Source organism: Methylocaldum sp. RMAD-M, assembly GCF_017832375.1.
Lineage (GTDB): Bacteria > Pseudomonadota > Gammaproteobacteria > Methylococcales > Methylococcaceae > Methylocaldum.
In genome coordinates this window covers 52,428-70,990 of record NZ_JAFIBZ010000008.1, presented here as the reverse complement: position 1 = coordinate 70,990, position 18,563 = coordinate 52,428, and the positions used below count along the sequence as shown (strand labels likewise).

The following is an 18,563-nucleotide window of genomic DNA, read 5'->3' as shown; positions in this document are numbered from 1 at the left end:
CGGTTTCAATCCATCCATTCGATCACGTGATCTTCCACGGACTCTACTTCGGCTTCCGGTATTGCATAGCGGCGTATGGAAATCCCGGCATCGTGCACCGCTTCGCGGTCGCCGCAAACCAGGTGATGCCAAGCGGGCAGGTCTTTGCCTTCCGCCAGCAGCCGGTAGGCGCAGGTGGACGGAAGCCAATGGTATTGCGTGAAGCCGGCGCGCAGGTCCAGACATTCCGGAACCAAGACCGTGCGCTCTTGGTAATGAGTACAGCGGCAAGCCCCGATGTCGAGCAGCCGGCACGCCACGCTGGTGAAGAACAATTCGCCGGTGTCTTCGTCCTCGATCTTGTGCAGACAGCATTTTCCGCATCCGTCGCACAGCGATTCCCATTCCTGTTCGCTCATTTCGGCCAGTGATTTTTCGCGCCAGAAGGGTGTTTTCATGGGGTCGGCGATGGGGTGGGTTGATTCGGAAGGCTCATTTTAGCTTGAAAGGCACAGCCTTTTGTCGGCCTTTGCCCATCCTACATCTCCCCATTCTTCGCGAAAAAATGTGACATCTGTTGCAACAGCGACACGCTTTTGCAATAAAGTTTGCCCCCGGTGAGCCGGCGCCCATCGCACCAACTCGTCGACTTGTCTAATGGCTAAGTCTCTTTAATCAACCTCAACCCTGACAGGAGGATTTATGGACCCGAACGATATTTCCGTCTTAGACCAGCGCTTTGGCATCACCGGCGAGGTTGTTTTCAAGGAAGGTCCGAACGGGCAGGGTGTGGTGGAGATCAGCAACGGTCTCGCCATGGCGAGCATCGCCTTGCAGGGAGCTCATTTGATGAGTTGGGCGCCGCATCAGGAGGAACTGGTCATTTGGCTGTCGCCGAAGGCGAAGTTCGGGCCGGGCGAATCGATCCGCGGCGGCGTGCCGGTCTGTTGGCCTTGGTTCGGGCCGCATCCCGGCGAATCCTCTTTTCCCGCTCACGGTTTCGCGCGCACCCAGCCGTGGGAAGTGATCGAAGTGCTGGCGCTGGAGGACGGTTCGAATCGCTTGGGTTTTCGCCTCATCCGGAGCGACGAGACCTACGCACTATGGCCGCATTCGACACCGCTGGAACTCTATATGACCATAGGCACGGCGCTGGAGATGGAACTGGTGACGCATAACGACGGGCCTGCGCCGATCACTATCGGCGAGGCTCTGCACACATATTTTCAGGTCAGCGACATTCGTCGGATCTCGATACACGGCCTCGATGGCTGTTCCTATATCGACAAAACGGACGAGGGACGACGCAAACAGCAGTCGGGCCCCGTGACCTTTTCCGGGGAAACCGACCGGATTTATCTCGAATCCACGGCTGATTGCGTGATCGAGGATCCGGGCTTGAATCGCCGCATCCGCATCGCCAACCGGGGCAGCCGCTCCACGGTGGTGTGGAATCCTTGGGCCGAGAGGGCCGAGGCGCTGGGCGATTTCGACGAGGACGGTTATCTCCGCATGGTGTGCGTGGAAAGCGCCAACGCGGCGGACGATGTGGTGACGATCGAGCCGGGCGGGACGCACCGTCTCCGGGTGCGCTATACGGCGGAGCCGTTGCGTTGAGCGCTTTGGCAGACCTTGTGTCGCGCTTTGTGAACCGCGGCCTTTAAGGCGACTCGGCCGAAGCATGGAAATCCTCTATCAAGACGACTCTCTCGTGGCGGTGAACAAACCCGCCGGCCTGCTCGTCCACCGGAGCGCGATCGATCGCCACGAAACCCGGTACGCCATGCAGATCGTTCGCGACCGGCTCGGCCGCCGGGTGTATCCGGTTCATCGCCTGGACAAGCCGACCTCGGGCATACTGGTGTTCGCGCTCGATGCGGATACCGCCCGGCGGATGACGGAATTATTCTCCGGCGGCGGCGTCGACAAGACCTATCTCGCCGTAGTCCGCGGCTATGCGGACGAAACCGGCATTATCGATTATGCGCTGGAAGAACAGCTAGACCGGATCACCGACGCCAATGCGCAACGGGACAAACCGGCTCAGCCGGCGGTAACGTGCTACCGCAGGCTAGGGATTGCGGAACTCCCTTTCGCGGTCGGCCGTTACCCGACGGCCCGCTACTCGCTGCTGCGGGTATCGCCTAAAACCGGGCGGAAACACCAGATCCGGCGCCACATGAAGCATATTTTTCACCCGGTTGTAGGCGATACCAGCCATGGCGACGGGCGCCACAACAATTTTTTCAGGAGTCATTTCGGCTGCCATCGATTGCTGCTCTGCGCGACCGGTCTGGCATTCACTCATCCCGATACGGGCGAGAGGCTCCGTTTGGAAGCGCCCCTGGATGATTCTTTTCGGCGCATCGTGGACAATCTCGGCTGGGCCGACGTTTTGAACAAGGTCCCCGAATCCGGCCATTTACATAAACCAATCTATGACCCACACACCTAAGACTCAAATCATGGCCTTGTTCTGCGACTTCGAGAACATAGCCCTCGGCGTGCGCGACGCCAAATACGCTGCCTTCGACGTCCAGAAAGTGCTGGAGCGGCTGCTTCTCAAGGGCAATATCGTGGTCAAGAAGGCCTATTGCGACTGGGACCGCTACAAGGAATTCAAGGGCGGCATGCACGAGGCGGCCTTCGAGCTGATCGAAATTCCGCACGTGCGCCAATCGGGCAAGAATTCCGCCGACATCCGCATGGTCGTCGATGCGCTAGACCTGTGCTACACCAAGTCGCACGTCGACACCTTCGTGATCATCAGCGGCGACTCCGATTTTTCACCCCTGGTCAGCAAACTGCGGGAGAACAACAAGGTCGTGATCGGCGTCGGGGTGAAGAAATCCACCTCCGATTTGCTGATCGCCAATTGCGACGAATTCATCTTTTACGACGATTTGGTGCGCGAGGCCGCGAAGCCGAGGCCGAAGGCCAGGCGCGCGCCCGCCAAGACGGCGCGCCAGCCGGGCCCGGAAGGCGAAAAGAAAGCCGAGGAAGACAAGAAGCAACAAGCGGTCGATTGGGTGCTCGAGACGGTCGAGGATCTTTTGGAAGAGCGCGGGGAAGAAGAAAAGGTGTGGGGGTCCATGGTCAAGCAGGCGCTGAAACGGCGAAAACCCGGTTTCAACGAAAGCTATCACGGTTTCCGCACCTTCGGAAAACTGCTGGAAGAAGCCCAGGAGCGGAAGCTGTTAAAGTTGGAATACGATGAAAAATCAGGGGGTTACATCATCAAGGGCCTGGCCCGAGAGGACTAGCCCGGAATTTACCACGGCTTGCCGAAATACACCGGGCCCCGAAAGCCGCGTCTTTTGTACTCGCGTTCGATTTCGCTTTTGAGCGCGGTCGGAATTTCCCGCAGGCTCATTGCGGTCAACTGGTATTCCAGATAGAAAAACGCCGCGCGGGGATCGCCCAGCGTCAGGTAATCGATATAAATTCGGGCAATCGCCGGCCACCGTTTCGGGTCGGGAAACGGGATGATTTGAGCGGTTGATTCGTCTGTTTCCATTTTTCGGCCACCTTACGCGATTCGACTTTGACGGGCGGCGCTTCGTTCACTACGAATGTCGAGTAAGGCTGCAAATCGATCCTGTCATCAAGTCGCCGGCAACTATTGCCGGTTCCGGCAAGCCGCCGCCTCTTTGGCGCGTCAAAAATCCGACGAAATGGCGGAAAATTTCATCATGTTATTGATTTAAAAATGAATATCCGATAGGAACGGAACCTGCATAAACGCTTCCGATACAACCAAAATCGAGCGGGAGCGTCATGAAAGCCGTTATCGTAAAAGTATTGATCGGGTCGGGGTTGTTCGGCCTGTTCGTTCTTCTCTTGTGGGCCGACCCGTCGGGCCGGTATTTCAATCTTTCGGGCCTTTTTCTGGTAGTCGTCGGAACGTTCGCCGCCACGGTGCTTGCCCATTCGTTTCGCGGCGTGACCGATTTGTTGCGCCGGCTGCGGAGCAAGCTAACAAATAAGGCGTCGATGGACAGCGAAGACTTGGAAGTGTTCTTGCACCTCGTGGAAGCGCATCGCCGCGGCAGTGTCCGCGCGGCCGAGCAGGCGGCCCGGCGGCTGCAGGAATCTCTGCTTCGAACCGGCGCGGAGCTGGTGATCAATCGCACGCCGCAGGCCGACCTGACGCGCATGCTCCAGTGGAAAATCGGCGCGCAGCGAGAGCGCGATCAGGCCGAAATCCAGATCGTCCGGACCATGGGCGCTTTCGCGCCTGCCTTCGGCATGCTGGGAACGCTGCTCGGCCTCATCGGGATGATGTACGGTTTGGACGCGAATCGCATGGAGCAGATCGGAGAGTCCATGGGCTTCGCCATGCTGACCACGGTGTACGGGCTGGTATTGGCCAATCTGGTGTTGAAACCCCTGGCAACGCGCTTGGAACGGCGCGCCAACGAGAACCTGGCTTGGGCATACGTGCAGATGGAATCGGTGCTCATGTTGCATGACCGGTGTCATGCGGCGATGTTCCGGGATTATTGGCAGGCCTTCTTCGACCACCCGGAGGCGAGCGAACCGATTGATTCGCTCCCGCTCAGCGTGGCCAAATCGTAGCGGCGGGTTGTCCGAATGTCATCGAATCACGCATCGGCGATGACCCAGTTCCGGCGTCCGGAGACTCGGCGGGACGCCACCACCGATCCTTGGCGAGCGGCGGGGGCCGAACGGCCGTCCGAGCAGGGCGGCTGGCTGTTGAGCTATCTCGACGTGATGACCTTGCTGTTTTCGTTTTTCGTATTCCTGTTCGCCTATCAAAAGGCGCTGACGGTGGAGGCGAAAACCGCCCATCCCGAAACAGCGACGCAATCGACACAAGTTGCGGCTTCGATTCCGGTTTCTCCCGCGGTCATCAAGGCATCGAAGACCATTTCGACGAACCGGGCCCCAGCGTCTCCGCCTGTCCGGACGGCCCAGGATAGGAACCCTATAGCGGAAGCCGAGATCAAGGTTTACCCCGCTTATCCGGATGCGGCGAGGACTGTATCCGCGTTATCCCGACGCGAGCCCGAATATAAGGATGCGATTGTCGAGGCAGTTCCTCCGGCGCAAAAGGCCGAGGAAACGTCAAACGTGGCCGGACCTTCCAGCAAGCCGGTCGCGGCGGTTCCCGAAAAAGGCTGGATAGCCGAAGCCGGCGACATGGCGCTAAATGCGGCAGCATCCCTCGACAAAGCGTTCTCGGACGCGGATCTCGGCGGTTCGGTCGAGATTTCGGCGGCCAGCGGGGAAGTTCGCCTGGAGATTAACGACGCGATATTGTTCGACCCGGCCAGCGCCGAGCTTAAACCCGAAGGTGCGAGCGTGCTGGACCGTCTGGCCAGCGTGCTTGGTGCTCAAGGCGGCACGATCGAGGTCGAGGGGCATACCGACGACCGTCCCATCGCCACGGCGAAGTTCCGGTCCAATTGGGAGCTGTCGACAGCTCGGGCCAGCACCGTCACCCGCTATTTGATCGCACACGGCATTTCGCCCGAGCGCTTGCGTGCCGTCGGCCTGGCCGACATCCAGCCGCGTGAGGCCAACGATACGCCGGAGGGCAGGGCAAGAAACCGGCGCGTCTCCATCGTGATGTTCCTCCCTCGAGGAGGCGGCGTGAGGACCTGAGCGGGGCAGATTCAGCCCTGTTTTTGCGAGGCGTCGGGCCCGCCCCGACGCCTCGCCCCCGCCGGTTAGCTGCCGGCGCGACGAAGGGCTGAGGACTTCCGGAGCATTAATGATTTCTAAGGTCTCGTCGCCGGGATTTGATCTGTTCGGCGATACTCTCCAGTTCCGCCACATCCCGTGGGTGGCTTTTGCGGTATTCCGCTTCCTGCATCCGTAGCAAGGCAATTTGCGCCTCCACATTTTCCGGCCGGAGTAATGTGCCGAATTGATCGCCGGCGTCCGCGAGCGTGAATATGCGATCCAAAATCAGATTGCCCAGTTCTCGTTTGAAGTGTCCTGCTTCCCAATACCAGTGCATCCTAGCTTGCCGGTCATTTTTGCCGGGAACGGCTTCCGTGGTCAGTTCATCGAACCCACTGAAATCCCAAAGCAAAACGGGCGGCTCGCCGCGCCTGCCTGCTTCCGTCCCGACGATATGCGTAATCGCTCGTTTCCAGTCTTCGAAAGCCGGCCAATGCCCGGTAATACGGATGATTTCCATCAGATGAGAGTGATAAGGGTAAATGATCAGATGTAGAGCGATGCCGTGTTGTCGGCACAGGCTAAGGACCCGTCTTAGATCGTCCAGCCGAGGTGACGAATGTCCGTCGGCATCGAAAATGTCTTTTGGGCGGCGCAGGTACGCCTTGACGTTCTCCAGATCTCGTTGCCTGAATACCGCCCAGTACCCCTCGTCGGCTGTAATCTTGAGGTAGTCGCGCATGGGGTTGAACCCCAGCGGAGTCAAATCTACCGCATACGGATCTCCTTGGCGGCCAAGCGTCTCTATCGCGTCGATGAAGGCGCCCAGCGTAAGCGTAGACTCGAGATAATCACGTGCCTGCTGTAGCGCTCGCGTGGGATTCGGGGAGCCATCGAGGTTGGTCAGAAGGCGGTTTCCTTCCTTGCTCGTCACGGCGATGCGGCGCGATGTACGGGCGTCGATTAGAAAGTCCATGAAGTCGATACCCCAAACGACTACCTTGGGTACGACTTTGGAGCCGGCATTGTCATTGGCTAGAACGTGTTGCAGAAAGCGTACGGTGGTCTCGGTACCGGTGCCCGGCAAAGCCAGATTGAATACGGGACGCGAGTCCGCCGGCCAAGCCTCGTATTCGGGATCGAAGCCGACTTCCGCGCGCGAATTGCCGAGAATCAAGCCACGTGGCTGCACACGCAAGACCTGGTAAGCCTTGGCCATGGTTCCATGAGCGCCTGCACTGGGCTTAATGCGGTTGAATCCAGGTTCGTCCACCAATCGGAACAAGCCATAGGGGTCCGCCACGAGGTTGCATGCCGCCACCGCCAACAACATCGTCCCGGTCAAGATCAGCCAAAACTGGAGGTAGCGCTTCATGAACGGTTCGAGACTTTCAGAACTGGAAATAAAGAAATTCGCTCGGTCGGGTCAGCGACAATAAGCCGGAGGCCAGCACAAAAGCCATCGCCAGCGCCCATCTCCATTCGGCCGACCAAGCGAGGCGCGAACCGTCGGCCTTCGAGTGATAGTCCAAAAACGGCCTGAAACGCTGCATGATCTGCTGGGTATTGGGCGCCAGGAATACGATTGGCAGGAGTACGGCGAGCCAAACGAAATTCATGAGGAACTCGTGGCCTCCACCGGGCGTGAACACTATTCCCAATTCACCGAGCCATGCCGCCACCGGGCCAATGCGCAACGCAACGGCGTCCGGTAGAGTGACGCCGTTCAACCCGGCCATGCTGCGCAGAATAGACAGCGCGCCGGCTACAGTCGGCGCACGAAAGAAAACCCAGCCCAACAGAACGGCCAGGAATGTCAGGGTCACGCCTAGGAAGCGTCCGCCGATCGAGGTGCGGGCGGGATCGTGGCCCAAGCGAGCGCGGAGCGCCTGCCAAACTTGATGAATAATCAGATACAGGCCGTGCAGACCGCCCCACAAGACGAATGTCCAGCCCGCGCCGTGCCAAAGTCCGCCCAGTAACATAGTGGTCATCAGATTGACATAGCGGCGGACCGGTCCCTTTCTGTTGCCGCCCAATGGAATGTAGAGATAGTCGCGCAGGAACCGAGACAGAGTCATGTGCCAGCGGCGCCAGAAGTCGGCGATGTTGACCGCTTTATAGGGCGAATTGAAATTGATCGGCAGACGTACGCCGATCATATATGAGAGCCCGATCGCCATATCGGAGTAACCCGAGAAATCGAAATAGAGCTGTAAGCTGTACGCCAACGTACCGCCCCAGGCTTGAAAGAGGCCGAGAACCTCCCCTCTCTCGGCGGCGTCGAATACCGCCGAGACATAGGGAGCGACACCATCGGCCAGGCCGACTTTCTTGAACAAGCCCATGGCAAAAACCGTCAGCCCGACCGTCAGGTGCTCGTGGCTGAAACGATACGTCGATGCCTGGCCGAACTGGGGCATCATTTCCTTATGATGCAATACCGGACCAGCGATCAGATGCGGGAAATAAGTCACGAACAAACTATAGTGGACGAAATCGAATTCCTTGGCTTCGCCGCGAGCGGCATCCACGAGGAAGGCAATCTGGGTGAAGGTGAAAAACGAAATGCCGAGAGGTAGGACGATTTCAGCAATGCCATGGCTAGTGCCGAAGACGGCATTGACGCTATCGATGAAAAAATTCGCGTACTTGTAGTACCCGAGCAACGCGAGATCCACCGTTATCCCTAGTGTTAGAAACCGCTTGCGGCGGATGGAGCCGATGTCGTTGCCGCGTGCGATCGCGTAGCCGACCAGATAGTTGAAAACGATGGAGGCGAGCAGAAGGCCGAGATATGCCGGGTTCCACCAGCCATAGAAGAGCAGGGATCCGGCGGTCAGCCAAAGGGCGGCGAGTCGCCGACTGTGGCGCCCCAATCGGAAAAAAGCGAACAGCAGGACGGGTAGAAAGAAAAACAGGAATTCGACCGAGTTGAATAACATTTCTTCTATTTGTTTTCCGATGCGCGCTTACGGCGACGTATCTTACATGGCCTATATATAAATATCCTAGGTTCCGAAAAGAGCGGGCGATCCGAACGGCCATAACAATTTTAGGCGAAGCCATGACGCATGGTCGCCCACGTTTTTCCCGCGATTCGATTCGTGCGGCGCGCGACGCCGCACCGACGCCTGTTACCTTAGCGGCAATGCGATTGAGAAGTCGGATTCAAACTACTCGATCAGCGCCAGCGCAGGACCAAACGCCGCTCATCGAGCGTTTCCACGGCTTCGCCGAACTTGTCGGTTTCCCGGTCGAGCCGGTCCCGAATCCAGCGGAAGTCATCCGCGGAAGGTCGGTTCAAGCGAAACTGCCTCATGTGCAGCGGGACCATTTCGAGATCCGACAGTGTTCCGTCGGCGGGATTCACGGTCGGGAAATACATCAGCGCCAAATCGCCCCGGAAGGATTCGTAGCCTTCGATGCCCTCGTAATCGCTGATGAAATCGCCGCAGCCGTAGAGGATGAGCTTGTCCCGGTAAACCTCCACGGCCTTGGGATGGTGGGACGAATGGCCGTGGATCACGTCGACGCCGGCTTCGTCGATCAATGCATGCGCGAAACGTCGCTGCTCGTCGGGAATCGCGTAGCCCCAATTGCCGCCCCAGTGTATGGATGCCACGACGATGTCCCGCTCCTGTTTGATGTGTCTTATTCGATCGGCAAGCCGATGCGCGGTTTCGAACGACAAATCCGGCAGCCAATTCACGCCGGGCTTGTCGTCCGCCGCTGCCCATTCGGGCGGGATTCCGCTCGAATCGCAGCCGAAGCCGAAAACCAGGACACGCCCCTTGCCGGCCAGATTCAGTACCGCCGGGGCTTCCGCTTCCCGGCTGTTTCGGCCGGCACCCGCGGTTTTCAGCGAGGCTTGTTTCAAGGTGTCCAAAGTGTCGGCCAGCCCTTGATAGCCCCAGTCGAGCACATGATTGTTGGCCAGTACGCAGCAATCGATCCGGGCAGCGGTGAGGCAGGGGGTGTTGGCCGGATGCATCCGGTAGTTGATGCCTTTGTCGGGCCAGTACTCGTCGCTGGCAGTGATCGCCGTCTCGAGGTTGATCACGCGAACATCCGGTCCGGCACGCTCGAGTTCGGCGAGGGCATCGCCCCAAACGTAGGAGAAATCGGCGGGTTGAGAGATGGGGCCATTGAGCCGTTCCGCCAGCTTGACGTAAATCTTGGCGTTCCTGACATAGGGCTCGTAGAGCTGGGGATCGCTGGGCTGCGGCAGGATCTGGTCTATGCCCCGGCCGGTCATCACGTCGCCGCACAAAAAAAGCTTGGTTCTGTGGGGAGTCTGTTCCATGGGAGAAACCTCTTTCCCGTAGAGTTGTCGAAACGGTTCGCGGGCGGCGAGCAGGCCCAGGCCGGCAATGCCGTAGCGTAAGAGAAACTTTCGGCGACTGCGGTTCATAGATCATCCCGTTTTCCGTCGACATAATCCGGCTTTGGTTTCAGCCGATAGCATCGGGAATCTTCCGTGTCTACCGGTAAAGTTTGTTATGCTCTAGGCGTAAGCCTTTCGACGGCTGCTGCCCGTCGGCGCGGACCGAGTTCGGATCGAAACGAACATCGATCATGACAACGATCGTCAAACCCGTCGCACGAACTCGACATTAGATCGAGGTAAAAGATATGACCGACGACGACCTAAAATTATTTCAGCAAGAAATGGCCGATGTCCGGCCCATCGATCAATCCGGCCGAGCCATTCTGACCCATCGCGAGGCGCCCACGCCCGGCCAGCTTTACAGGCGCGAATCGGCCCAGCGCGGTACTGCCTTCGATGAAAACCAGCTTCCGACGGCGTTCGTCGAATTCGTTCATCCCGAGGCCATCATCAGTTTCAAGCGCGACGGCATTCAAAACGGCGTCTTTCGCAAGCTGCAGCAGGGCGGCTACACGATCGAAGCGATGTTGGACTTACACGGTCTGACGGTGGAGCAGGCGCGCCACGAAGTCTATCGATTCATCCGCGACTGCGTGCGCCACGACGTGCGATCGGCTCTGATCAGCCACGGCAAGGGGCGCGGTAACAAGGAGCAGAAGCCCTTGCTGAAGAGCTATCTGACGCGTTGGCTGCCGATGTTTCCGGAGATTATGGCTTTTCACAGCGCGCAGAAGTGGCACGGCGGCGCCGGCGCGGTGTATCTGCTGCTCCGCAAGAGCGAGAAACAGAAGGAGAAGACCCGCGAACGCCTGGGGCTGTCCTCGGGCAAACCCGTACCCTGACCGTCGCAGCAGATGCGTCGAGAAGGGATTCCCGATCTACTACTTCCGCATCCCGTTTTACGCTGGTTCCCAAACTCCCTTTTGGGAACCTATTTCGAGACGCTCCTGCGTCTCGATTCGCATGCGGCTGCGAGAAGCCGGAGCTTCTCGGGCATAGCGCCCAAGCGGAGCTCTCAGCTTTATACGCAAGTGTCTGCGTGATTCGAATAATGCCTCCGAATCCGTCATTCCGGCAGGGATGCCGGAATCCAGTGCCAAGGAGGGTAGCTCCCCGATCTCCACAAATTTATCGATGAACTCGTGAACCTCTCTCGATAAACAACAGTTGTCCCTATATGGATAAACAACCTTGTGTGTACATTCTCGCCCGTCGGCGGAACGGGACACTCTATGTTGGAGTGACCTCGGATTTGATCAAACGGGTTTTCCAACATCGGAATGGATTTATCGAGGGATTTACGAAGCGATACGAGGTTCACCATCTGGTTTGGTACGAACTCCACGAGCAGATGGAAAGCGCCATCTTGCGGGAAAAGCAAATCAAGAGATGGCCCCGCGTTGCAAAGCTGGGCTTAATCGAGCAGAGTAATCCGGAGTGGCGGGATTTGTGGACGAATTTGACTGCCAGTTCGTGAGAAGTTTTTGGTGACTGGCCAACTACCATCCCTGGCCCTAGATTCCGGCATCCCTGCCGGAATGACGAGTCTGAGGGCGTGATTCGAGTCTCGCGAGTATTTGTGTATAACGATCAGAGCAGAGCATAGGCGCCCGCGGAATGGACCGTTTGCCATTTGGAGAAGTTCGAACGATCATGGACTTGAGCGAAATCGGAAACCGCATTGCTCGCCATTTCGTGGACGAAGACGGCCATCTGAGCGTCGAGCCTTTGGGCGAAGGGCTGATCAACGATACTTTTCTGGTTGTCGCCGAACCGCCTGGCGGGGGGCGATTCGTTCTTCAACGCATCAACCGTCGGGTTTTCCCGGAGCCCCGGTTGATCATGGAGAACCTGCGGGTTCTGTTGAGCCATATTACGGAACGTCAAGCCGGCACCGACGCCGTCCGCGATCTGAGATTTCCCGAAATTCGGCCCACCCGCGCCGGCTTAAGCTTCTGGGTCGACGATGAGGGCGACTTTTGGCGCGCCCTCAGCTTCATTCCGGATACACGGAGCCAAAACACCTTGCAGGATTCCGCCCAAGCGGAAGAAGTGGGTTATGCCCTGGGTCGGTTCCATGCCTTGACCAGCGATCTCGATGCCTGTTTGCTGCACGACACCTTGCCTGGATTTCACATCGCACCCCGGTACCTCGCCCGTTTCGATCGAGTCGTCGCCAATGGCGTAGGGGCCTCGGAAAATGCGGAGCTTCGGTTCGCCCTGGATTTCGTGAACGCCCGCCGCTCTGTTTTTGCCGTTCTGGAAGAGGCCAAGCTACCCCTCAGAGTCATCCACGGCGATCCCAAGCTCAATAACGTGCTGTTCGACGCGCAGAGCGGACGCGCCGCCAGTCTGATCGATCTCGACACGGTGAAGCCGGGACTCGTTCATTACGACTTGGGGGATTGCCTCCGCTCCTGCTGCAATCGATCGGGCGAAGCGGCGGACGATTCCGCGAAAGTGACGTTCGATCTCGACGTCTGCCGTGCCATTCTCCGGACTTATTTCGCCGAAACCGGGGCTTTTTTGACGGACATCGAGCGCTACTATTTGTACGACGCGATTCGGCTGCTTCCCTTGGAGCTCGGTTTACGTTTCCTGACCGACCACTTGGAAGGCGATCGCTATTTCAAGGTCGAGCAGCCGGGGCAGAACTTGCAGCGGGCTCTGGTCCAGTTCCGTTTGGCGGAAAGCGTCGAGGCACAGGAAGAATTCATCCGGAACGTGATCGACGAGCGGCCTTGATATACTTCTCCGCCAAAACAAAAAGAGTCACTGTATATCGACATGGCGCGCTGGCGGCCTCCATCCTCCAAATCCTCACCTTACATCACCGCGGAAGGCGCGGAGAAGCTTCGGGCCGAACTCAAGGGGCTTTGGGAGCGCCGCGCCGATGTGACCAAGCATCTTTCGGCCGCTGCCGCCGAAGGTGACCGGTCGGAGAATGCCGAATACATCTACCGGAAAAAAGAACTAAGAGAGATCGACCGGCGCATCCGCTACCTGCAGAAACGGCTGCCGGAGCTTAAAGTCGTCGCCCAATTGCCCTCGGACCGGGAGCGCGTCTTTTTCGGTGCCTGGGTCACACTCGAGAACGCCGATGGCGAGGAATCCACGTATCGTATCGTGGGTCCCGACGAATTCGATCCGCAGAAAGGCTGGATCAGCGTCGATTCGCCCATGGCTAGAGCCTTGCTCAAGAAAGCCATCGACGACGAAGTGATCGTCAATGCGCCCACGGGACCGCTGCGATGCGTGATCGTGGACATCGGTTACAAGCCGGAGAGGTCCTGAAGTCGTTCGGGCCCGATTGCACCGGCGTTCCAACTCGCCGCCGTCCGCTGTTCAAGGCGCGCGCAACGTTCAGCCGCTTCTCGGCGAACCTGTCAGGCGTGCGTAATCCTCGACCGTATCGACATCGATGCCGGCTTCCGGCAAGTCGACGAATAGGGTGGATCGAAGATGCCGCACGATGATTTTCTTTGCGCCTTCATCGCCCGCAAGACCAGCCAAATCGCCGAAAAGCGAACGGTGAAACACCGCCGGTGCGCCGAACGCATCGCTATACCGGGAGGCGACGATCGGCGGATGAGATGCACTGAACGCTTCGACCAGGCGGTTCAAGTGACGGTAATCGATCAAAGCCTGATCGCACAAAGCCAGAAGCACCGCGTCCAGTTCCGGCGCCGTGCTGTTGAGCGCCGTCACTCCCATCCGGATCGAGCTGCCGATGCCTTCTTCCCAGTCCGGATTGATAACGGTCAGCAGCCGAAGCCCTTCGAGTTCGTGGGCGCATGCCTCGGCGCCGGCGCCGAGAATGACTGCGATTTTCGAGCATCGCGAGGCCAGGGCCGACTTCGCCGCCCGGCGCAGGAGGCTTTCTCCGCGATAGTGCAGCAGCTGTTTGGGCTTGCCGAGACGCCGGGAGCCTCCTGCGGCAAGCAGCACCAGGCCGATTTCCGGCTGGTTCGGGTTGGTTGACATCGTTGGGCGCCTCGGGCATTTTGCCGAATAGACATCTTAAACCGCATGTCCGGTGCGGTTTCCATTATAGCCAGAGGAGGGAACACATGATCGCGCTGAACGTCAACGGCAAAAGTTATCAAGTGGACGTTTCCGGAGACACCCCCTTGCTCTGGGTTCTGCGGGATCATCTCGGGCTCACCGGCACCAAGTACGGCTGCGGCGTGGCCGTGTGCGGCGCGTGTACCGTACATGTCGACGGCGAACAGGCTCGCGCCTGCATCACCCCGGTGTCCAGCGTGGGCGGCAAACAGGTGACGACCATCGAAGGCTTGTCCGCACAGGGCGATCATCCGGTACAGAAAGCCTGGATCGAAGTGGACGTGCCGCAATGCGGCTACTGCCAGTCGGGCCAGATCATGGCGGCCGCTGCGCTGCTCGCAAAAAATCCCAATCCCGGCGATGCCGATATCGATAGCGCAATGTCCGGCATCTTGTGCCGCTGCGGAACCTATCAACGCATCCGCAAGGCGATACGCCGGGCCGCGGATATGGCAAAAGGAGCTTAGCCATGAGCATCGAACCCGCCAATCCGGGACGCCGGCAATTCCTCAAATCGTCCGCAGCGCTCGGAGGCAGCCTGGTCATTGCCTTTTATCTGCCGCGCACCATGAAGTTCGCCATGGCGGCGGAAGATCCGGCCAAAACTTATCCGCCCAATGCCTTCATCCGCATCGGCGAGGATGAAACCGTCACGATCCTGATCAACAAGTCCGAAATGGGGCAGGGCGTTTACACTTCGCTCGCGATGCTGGTGGCCGACGAGCTGGAGGCCGACTGGAGCAAGGTCCGGGTCGAAGCCGCTCCGGTTGCGCCGGTTTACAACCATACCGTCTGGAACATACAGGCTACGGGCGGCAGCACGAGCGTCGCGACCTCCTGGGAGCAGCTCCGCAAGGTGGGTGCGGCCGGGCGGACGCTTTTGATTCAGGCCGCCGCCGATACCTGGAAGGTCAAGCCGGATTCCTGTCGTGCCGAGAACGGCTATGTCATCCATACGCCGACCCGGCGGCGCCTGTCCTACGGTGCATTGAGCGCCAAGGCCGCCGAGCTGCCGATGCCGGCCCAAGTTAAACTTAAAGATCCCAAGCAGTTCAAGCTGATCGGCAAGCCGACCCGCCGTCTCGATACGCCGGCCAAGACCAACGGCACGGCCCAATTCGGGATGGACGTGCAGTTGCCGGGGCTGTTGACCGCCCTGATTGCGCGGCCGCCGGTGTTCGGCGCCAAAGTGAAGAGCTTCGATGCCGCCAAGTCCAAAGCCGTTGCCGGTGTGGTGGACGTGGTTCAGGTTCCGTCCGGTATCGCCGTGGTGGCTAAGGATTTCTGGTCGGCCAAGAAGGGACGCGATGCTTTGGAGATCGTGTGGGATCGCGGGGTGAATACCGATCTCTCTTCCGCGAAGCTTCGCGAGGATTTCGCCCGATTGGCCAGGATGTCGGGGCTTCCGGCCAAGGAAAGAGGCGATGCAACCGGCATTCTCGCCAAAATCGCCAAACCGTTCAGCGCCGAGTACGAAGTGCCTTATCTGGCCCACGCTCCCATGGAACCCTTGAACTGCACGGTGGATCTTCGCGAGGACCGCTGCGAGATTTGGACCGGCACCCAGTTCCAGACAGCCGACCGCAACCAGGCGGCAGCCATCGCAGGGCTCAAGCCGGAACAGGTCGAGCTTCACACAACCTTTCTCGGGGGCGGTTTCGGTCGGCGGGGAAACCCGCAGTCCGATTTCGTCAGCGAGGCTGTGCACGTCGCGAAGGCGGTGAAGAAACCGGTCAAGGTGGTTTGGACCCGCGAGGACGACATCAAGGGCGGCTACTATCGCCCGGCCTTCCACGACCGGCTGACCGCAGGCCTCGATGCGAAAGGCAGGCTGGTCGCCTGGACCCATACCATCGTCGGCCAATCCATCGCCATCGGGACGCCGTTCGAAGGTGCAATGGTGCGGGACGGAGTCGATGTGTCATCCGTCGAAGGAGCGGCCGATCTGCCCTATGCGATTCCGAACATCCGCGTCGATCTGCACAGTCCCAAGCTCGACATTCCGGTGCTGTGGTGGCGTTCGGTGGGTCATTCGCATACCGCATTCGTGGTCGAAAGCTTCATCGACGAAGTCGCGCATGCCGTCGGCAAGGACCCGTACCGGTTGCGGTATGAACTGCTGACGAAACATCCCCGGCATCGGGGCGTCCTCGAACTGGCGGCGAAGAAAGCCGGCTGGGGCTCGGCCCTCGCGAAAGGCCGCGGGCGCGGCATCGCCGTGCATTCCTCGTTCGGCAGCTATGTGGCGCAAGTCGCCGAGGTTTCGGTGGAGGACGGACAACCCAGAGTGCATCGGGTCGTCTGTGTCATCGATTGCGGCCAAGTGGTCAACCCGGACACCATCGCGGCGCAAATGGAAAGCGGCATCGTCTGGGCGCTTTCCGCGGCGCTCTACGGGGAAATCACTCTGAACAAAGGCGAAGTGGAGCAGAGCAATTTCACCGACTATCCGATCTTGCGGATCGACGAGATGCCGGCGGTCGAGGTGCACATCGTACCTAGCCGGGAGCCGCCGTCCGGCGTGGGCGAACCCGGGGTGCCGCCGCTGGCTCCGGCCGTTGCCAATGCACTGTTCGCTGCGACCGGTAAACGCATCCGATCGCTGCCTTTGTCCAGGCACGATCTCAAAACCGCTTAAGGGAAATCCCCATGTCGCAAAGCAAGGAATTGCAGGACATTCTGGCCGCACTTAAGGACGGCGGAAAGCCGCGAGCATTGGCGACCGTAATCGAGGCCAAAGGCTCGACTTATCGGCGTGCCGGCGCGCGCCTGCTGATTCTGGAAGACGGCTCGACGGTCGGCGGTGTCAGCGGCGGCTGCCTGGAAGCCGATATCTGCGCCCGCTCCGAAGACATTGCCGCGGACGGTCGGCCGGCAGTCGTCACTTACGACCATACCTCCGATGCGGATTTGGTGTTCGGACTGGCGCTGGGCTGCAACGGCGTAATCCGCATCCTGGTCGAACCGCTGTTGCAAGGGGAGATTCCTGCCTATCTTCAGGCCGTCGAAAATAGTCTCGGATCACGCCGACCGCTAGCGGTGGCCGTGGTCGTCGGCTGCGGAGGCGATCTTCGTCACCGATCGGGTGAGCGTCTATGGATCGGCGCGGATAACGCCATCGGCGGAGAACTTGGACAAAGCCCGTATGCCGAGCGAATCGTCGACGATGCACGGATGGTGTTGAGCAGCGGCCGATCGGAACTAAAAACTTACGGCAGCGGTTCGGGCGAGCTCGAGATTTTCGTCGAGGCGATCCGGCCGCCGTTGGCTTTGATCATCTTCGGTGCCGGCCATGACGCGATTCCCTTGGCGGATCTGGCCAAACGGCTGGGCTGGGATGTCACGGTAGTCGATGGCCGCCCCGCGTATGCCGCACGGGAGCGCTTTCCGATGGCGGACGAGGTGCGTTTGTGCCGGGCCGACGCCGTGGCGAACGAGATTTCGCTCGAAGGAGCCGGCGCGGCGGTGGTAATGAATCACAATTATCATCGCGACCGGGCCATTCTCGCCCATTTGTTGCATTCGCCAGTGTCTTATATCGGCATGCTCGGTCCGCGTAAGCGCACTCAAAAGATGCTCGAAGAATTGGCCCAAGACGGTTTGAGCTTAGATGAAGCTCGACTAGGTCGCCTCCACGGTCCCGTCGGCCTGGACATCGGCGCGGAAACGCCGGAACAGGTAGCCTTGTCCATCATCGCCGAAATCCTGGCCGTCTCGTCCGACCGTTCGGGGGCACCCCTCAAGTACCGCGAAGCGCCGATACACGATAGCCGGGCCTAGTGCGCTTTCCGCGATACGCCGGCGCGGGAATTCTCGGCCAGACGTAGGTCGGCAATTCTTTGCCGACACATGGGCCCGAGTAACCAGCGGATCAGAACGACCGGCTTTTTTCCCGACGGTAGGTCTGTGCCACGGCGATGAAAGCCAGGAAGTCGTAGATGGCATGGATGAGAATGGGGATGACCAGATTGCGTTCGCCGCCGAAATCGAGCGCGATCCCGAGATAAACGCCGGTAAGTCCGGCAAGCAGTGCATAAAGAGGCGTGACCCAATGCACCAGGGCAAATACCAAGTTGCTGAAGGCGATGCCGCCTATCCATCCCCAGTTTTGTTCGAACCAGGGCTGAAGCAGGCCGCGAAACAGGATTTCTTCGGAAATGCCGGCCAAAAAGCCCAGGTACAGCAATTCTTGCCAGCGATAGCGGCTCAGAAAAGGCCCTAGTTTTTCTACCAAGAAGTTCTTTACCGCACGCATGCCGCTCCAAGGCAGGTTATAGGACAGGGCAAACAGCAAATAGAGGGGCAATGTGCCCACGATGCCCAAAACCAAGGCCATCGGGCTGAATCCGATATGCGCCAACGGATTGATCGAAACCGCCCAGCCTATCACGTAGGCAAGGAGAATCAGGCCGCCTTCGAACCAGGTGGCGATCTTCAGGAATTGGTTATATCGAGTGGGGGGTTGTTGGTCTAACATGGT

General features: G+C 59.2%; 19 protein-coding genes. 12 read left to right on the top strand and 7 right to left on the bottom strand.

Annotated elements, in window-relative coordinates:
• Nucleotides 1-5: 5 nt before the first annotated feature.
• Nucleotides 6-437: a YcgN family cysteine cluster protein gene (locus JOD69_RS10275; RefSeq protein ID WP_086134904.1), complete on the bottom strand. Its 432-nt coding sequence runs from the start codon at nucleotides 435-437 to the stop codon at nucleotides 6-8.
• Between the two features lie 244 nt (nucleotides 438-681).
• Here JOD69_RS10275 and JOD69_RS10270 point away from each other — a divergent pair, with 244 nt between their 5' ends.
• The 3 genes from JOD69_RS10270 (at nucleotide 682) to JOD69_RS10260 (ending at nucleotide 3,242) form a co-directional block, all read left to right on the top strand.
• The gene (locus JOD69_RS10270) at nucleotides 682-1,596 is read left to right on the top strand and encodes a D-hexose-6-phosphate mutarotase (protein ID WP_086134903.1); all 915 of its coding nucleotides are present in this window, start codon (nucleotides 682-684) and stop codon (nucleotides 1,594-1,596) included.
• A 64-nt stretch (nucleotides 1,597-1,660) separates the two neighbouring features.
• Nucleotides 1,661-2,434 (top strand): tRNA pseudouridine(65) synthase TruC, encoded by a 774-nt coding sequence (gene truC / locus JOD69_RS10265; protein ID WP_086134902.1) that lies wholly within the window; start codon nucleotides 1,661-1,663, stop codon nucleotides 2,432-2,434.
• The gene (locus JOD69_RS10260) at nucleotides 2,418-3,242 is read left to right on the top strand and encodes an NYN domain-containing protein (RefSeq protein ID WP_077728570.1); all 825 of its coding nucleotides are present in this window, start codon (nucleotides 2,418-2,420) and stop codon (nucleotides 3,240-3,242) included. Before truC ends, JOD69_RS10260 begins: the two co-directional genes overlap by 17 nt.
• 8 nt (nucleotides 3,243-3,250) lie before the next feature.
• Here the strand turns inward: JOD69_RS10260 and JOD69_RS10255 are convergent, their stop codons facing one another.
• Nucleotides 3,251-3,496 carry a hypothetical protein gene (locus JOD69_RS10255; protein WP_077728571.1) on the bottom strand — a complete coding sequence of 82 codons (246 nt, stop codon included), beginning with the start codon at nucleotides 3,494-3,496 and terminating at the stop codon, nucleotides 3,251-3,253.
• A 260-nt stretch (nucleotides 3,497-3,756) separates the two neighbouring features.
• Here JOD69_RS10255 and JOD69_RS10250 point away from each other — a divergent pair, with 260 nt between their 5' ends.
• Together JOD69_RS10250 and JOD69_RS10245 are read left to right on the top strand one after the other, a co-directional pair.
• On the top strand, nucleotides 3,757-4,557 hold the full coding sequence (locus JOD69_RS10250) for a MotA/TolQ/ExbB proton channel family protein (RefSeq protein WP_077728572.1): 801 nt from the start codon (nucleotides 3,757-3,759) through the stop codon (nucleotides 4,555-4,557).
• Nucleotides 4,558-4,572: 15 nt separating this feature from the next.
• The gene (locus JOD69_RS10245; RefSeq protein WP_086134901.1) at nucleotides 4,573-5,607 is read left to right on the top strand and encodes an OmpA family protein; all 1,035 of its coding nucleotides are present in this window, start codon (nucleotides 4,573-4,575) and stop codon (nucleotides 5,605-5,607) included.
• Between the two features lie 106 nt (nucleotides 5,608-5,713).
• On the opposite strand, the gene JOD69_RS10240 is transcribed toward JOD69_RS10245, so the two are convergent.
• From JOD69_RS10240 to JOD69_RS10230, 3 genes are all read right to left on the bottom strand, one after another.
• Nucleotides 5,714-7,003 (bottom strand): hypothetical protein, encoded by a 1,290-nt coding sequence (locus JOD69_RS10240; protein WP_086134900.1) that lies wholly within the window; start codon nucleotides 7,001-7,003, stop codon nucleotides 5,714-5,716.
• Between the two features lie 16 nt (nucleotides 7,004-7,019).
• Nucleotides 7,020-8,573, bottom strand: coding sequence for an MBOAT family protein (locus JOD69_RS10235; RefSeq protein WP_086134899.1), 1,554 nt, complete (start codon nucleotides 8,571-8,573; stop codon nucleotides 7,020-7,022).
• Nucleotides 8,574-8,812: 239 nt separating this feature from the next.
• On the bottom strand, nucleotides 8,813-10,042 hold the full coding sequence (locus tag JOD69_RS10230; RefSeq protein WP_245245547.1) for a CapA family protein: 1,230 nt from the start codon (nucleotides 10,040-10,042) through the stop codon (nucleotides 8,813-8,815).
• 221 nt (nucleotides 10,043-10,263) lie between these two features.
• Between JOD69_RS10230 and smrA the strand changes: the two genes are divergently transcribed.
• From smrA to greB, 4 genes are all read left to right on the top strand, one after another.
• The gene (gene smrA / locus JOD69_RS10225) at nucleotides 10,264-10,860 is read left to right on the top strand and encodes a DNA endonuclease SmrA (protein ID WP_077728577.1); all 597 of its coding nucleotides are present in this window, start codon (nucleotides 10,264-10,266) and stop codon (nucleotides 10,858-10,860) included.
• 335 nt (nucleotides 10,861-11,195) lie between these two features.
• Entirely contained in the window at nucleotides 11,196-11,495 is a 300-nt protein-coding gene (locus JOD69_RS10220) for a GIY-YIG nuclease family protein (RefSeq protein ID WP_210023923.1), read from the top strand.
• Between the two features lie 176 nt (nucleotides 11,496-11,671).
• Complete coding sequence (locus tag JOD69_RS10215) at nucleotides 11,672-12,763, top strand: aminoglycoside phosphotransferase family protein (protein ID WP_210023922.1); 1,092 nt, start codon at nucleotides 11,672-11,674, stop codon at nucleotides 12,761-12,763.
• 42 nt (nucleotides 12,764-12,805) lie between these two features.
• The gene (gene greB, locus JOD69_RS10210; RefSeq protein ID WP_077728580.1) at nucleotides 12,806-13,312 is read left to right on the top strand and encodes a transcription elongation factor GreB; all 507 of its coding nucleotides are present in this window, start codon (nucleotides 12,806-12,808) and stop codon (nucleotides 13,310-13,312) included.
• A 69-nt stretch (nucleotides 13,313-13,381) separates the two neighbouring features.
• Here greB and JOD69_RS10205 read toward each other — a convergent pair whose 3' ends face one another.
• On the bottom strand, nucleotides 13,382-14,002 hold the full coding sequence (locus tag JOD69_RS10205) for a nucleotidyltransferase family protein (protein ID WP_210023921.1): 621 nt from the start codon (nucleotides 14,000-14,002) through the stop codon (nucleotides 13,382-13,384).
• 86 nt (nucleotides 14,003-14,088) lie between these two features.
• On the opposite strand from JOD69_RS10205, the gene JOD69_RS10200 reads away from it, so the two are divergent.
• From JOD69_RS10200 to JOD69_RS10190, 3 genes are read left to right on the top strand one after another with little or no spacing between them, the layout of a single operon-like run.
• A complete protein-coding gene (locus JOD69_RS10200; protein ID WP_210023920.1) occupies nucleotides 14,089-14,550 on the top strand; it encodes a (2Fe-2S)-binding protein in 462 nt (153 codons plus the stop codon).
• A gap of 2 nt (nucleotides 14,551-14,552) precedes the next feature.
• Nucleotides 14,553-16,721 carry a xanthine dehydrogenase family protein molybdopterin-binding subunit gene (locus tag JOD69_RS10195; RefSeq protein ID WP_210023919.1) on the top strand — a complete coding sequence of 723 codons (2,169 nt, stop codon included), beginning with the start codon at nucleotides 14,553-14,555 and terminating at the stop codon, nucleotides 16,719-16,721.
• Nucleotides 16,722-16,732: 11 nt separating this feature from the next.
• On the top strand, nucleotides 16,733-17,863 hold the full coding sequence (locus JOD69_RS10190; protein WP_086134895.1) for an XdhC/CoxI family protein: 1,131 nt from the start codon (nucleotides 16,733-16,735) through the stop codon (nucleotides 17,861-17,863).
• 91 nt (nucleotides 17,864-17,954) lie between these two features.
• Here JOD69_RS10190 and JOD69_RS10185 read toward each other — a convergent pair whose 3' ends face one another.
• Nucleotides 17,955-18,560: a CPBP family intramembrane glutamic endopeptidase gene (locus tag JOD69_RS10185; RefSeq protein ID WP_086134894.1), complete on the bottom strand. Its 606-nt coding sequence runs from the start codon at nucleotides 18,558-18,560 to the stop codon at nucleotides 17,955-17,957.
• Nucleotides 18,561-18,563 lie beyond the last annotated feature (3 nt).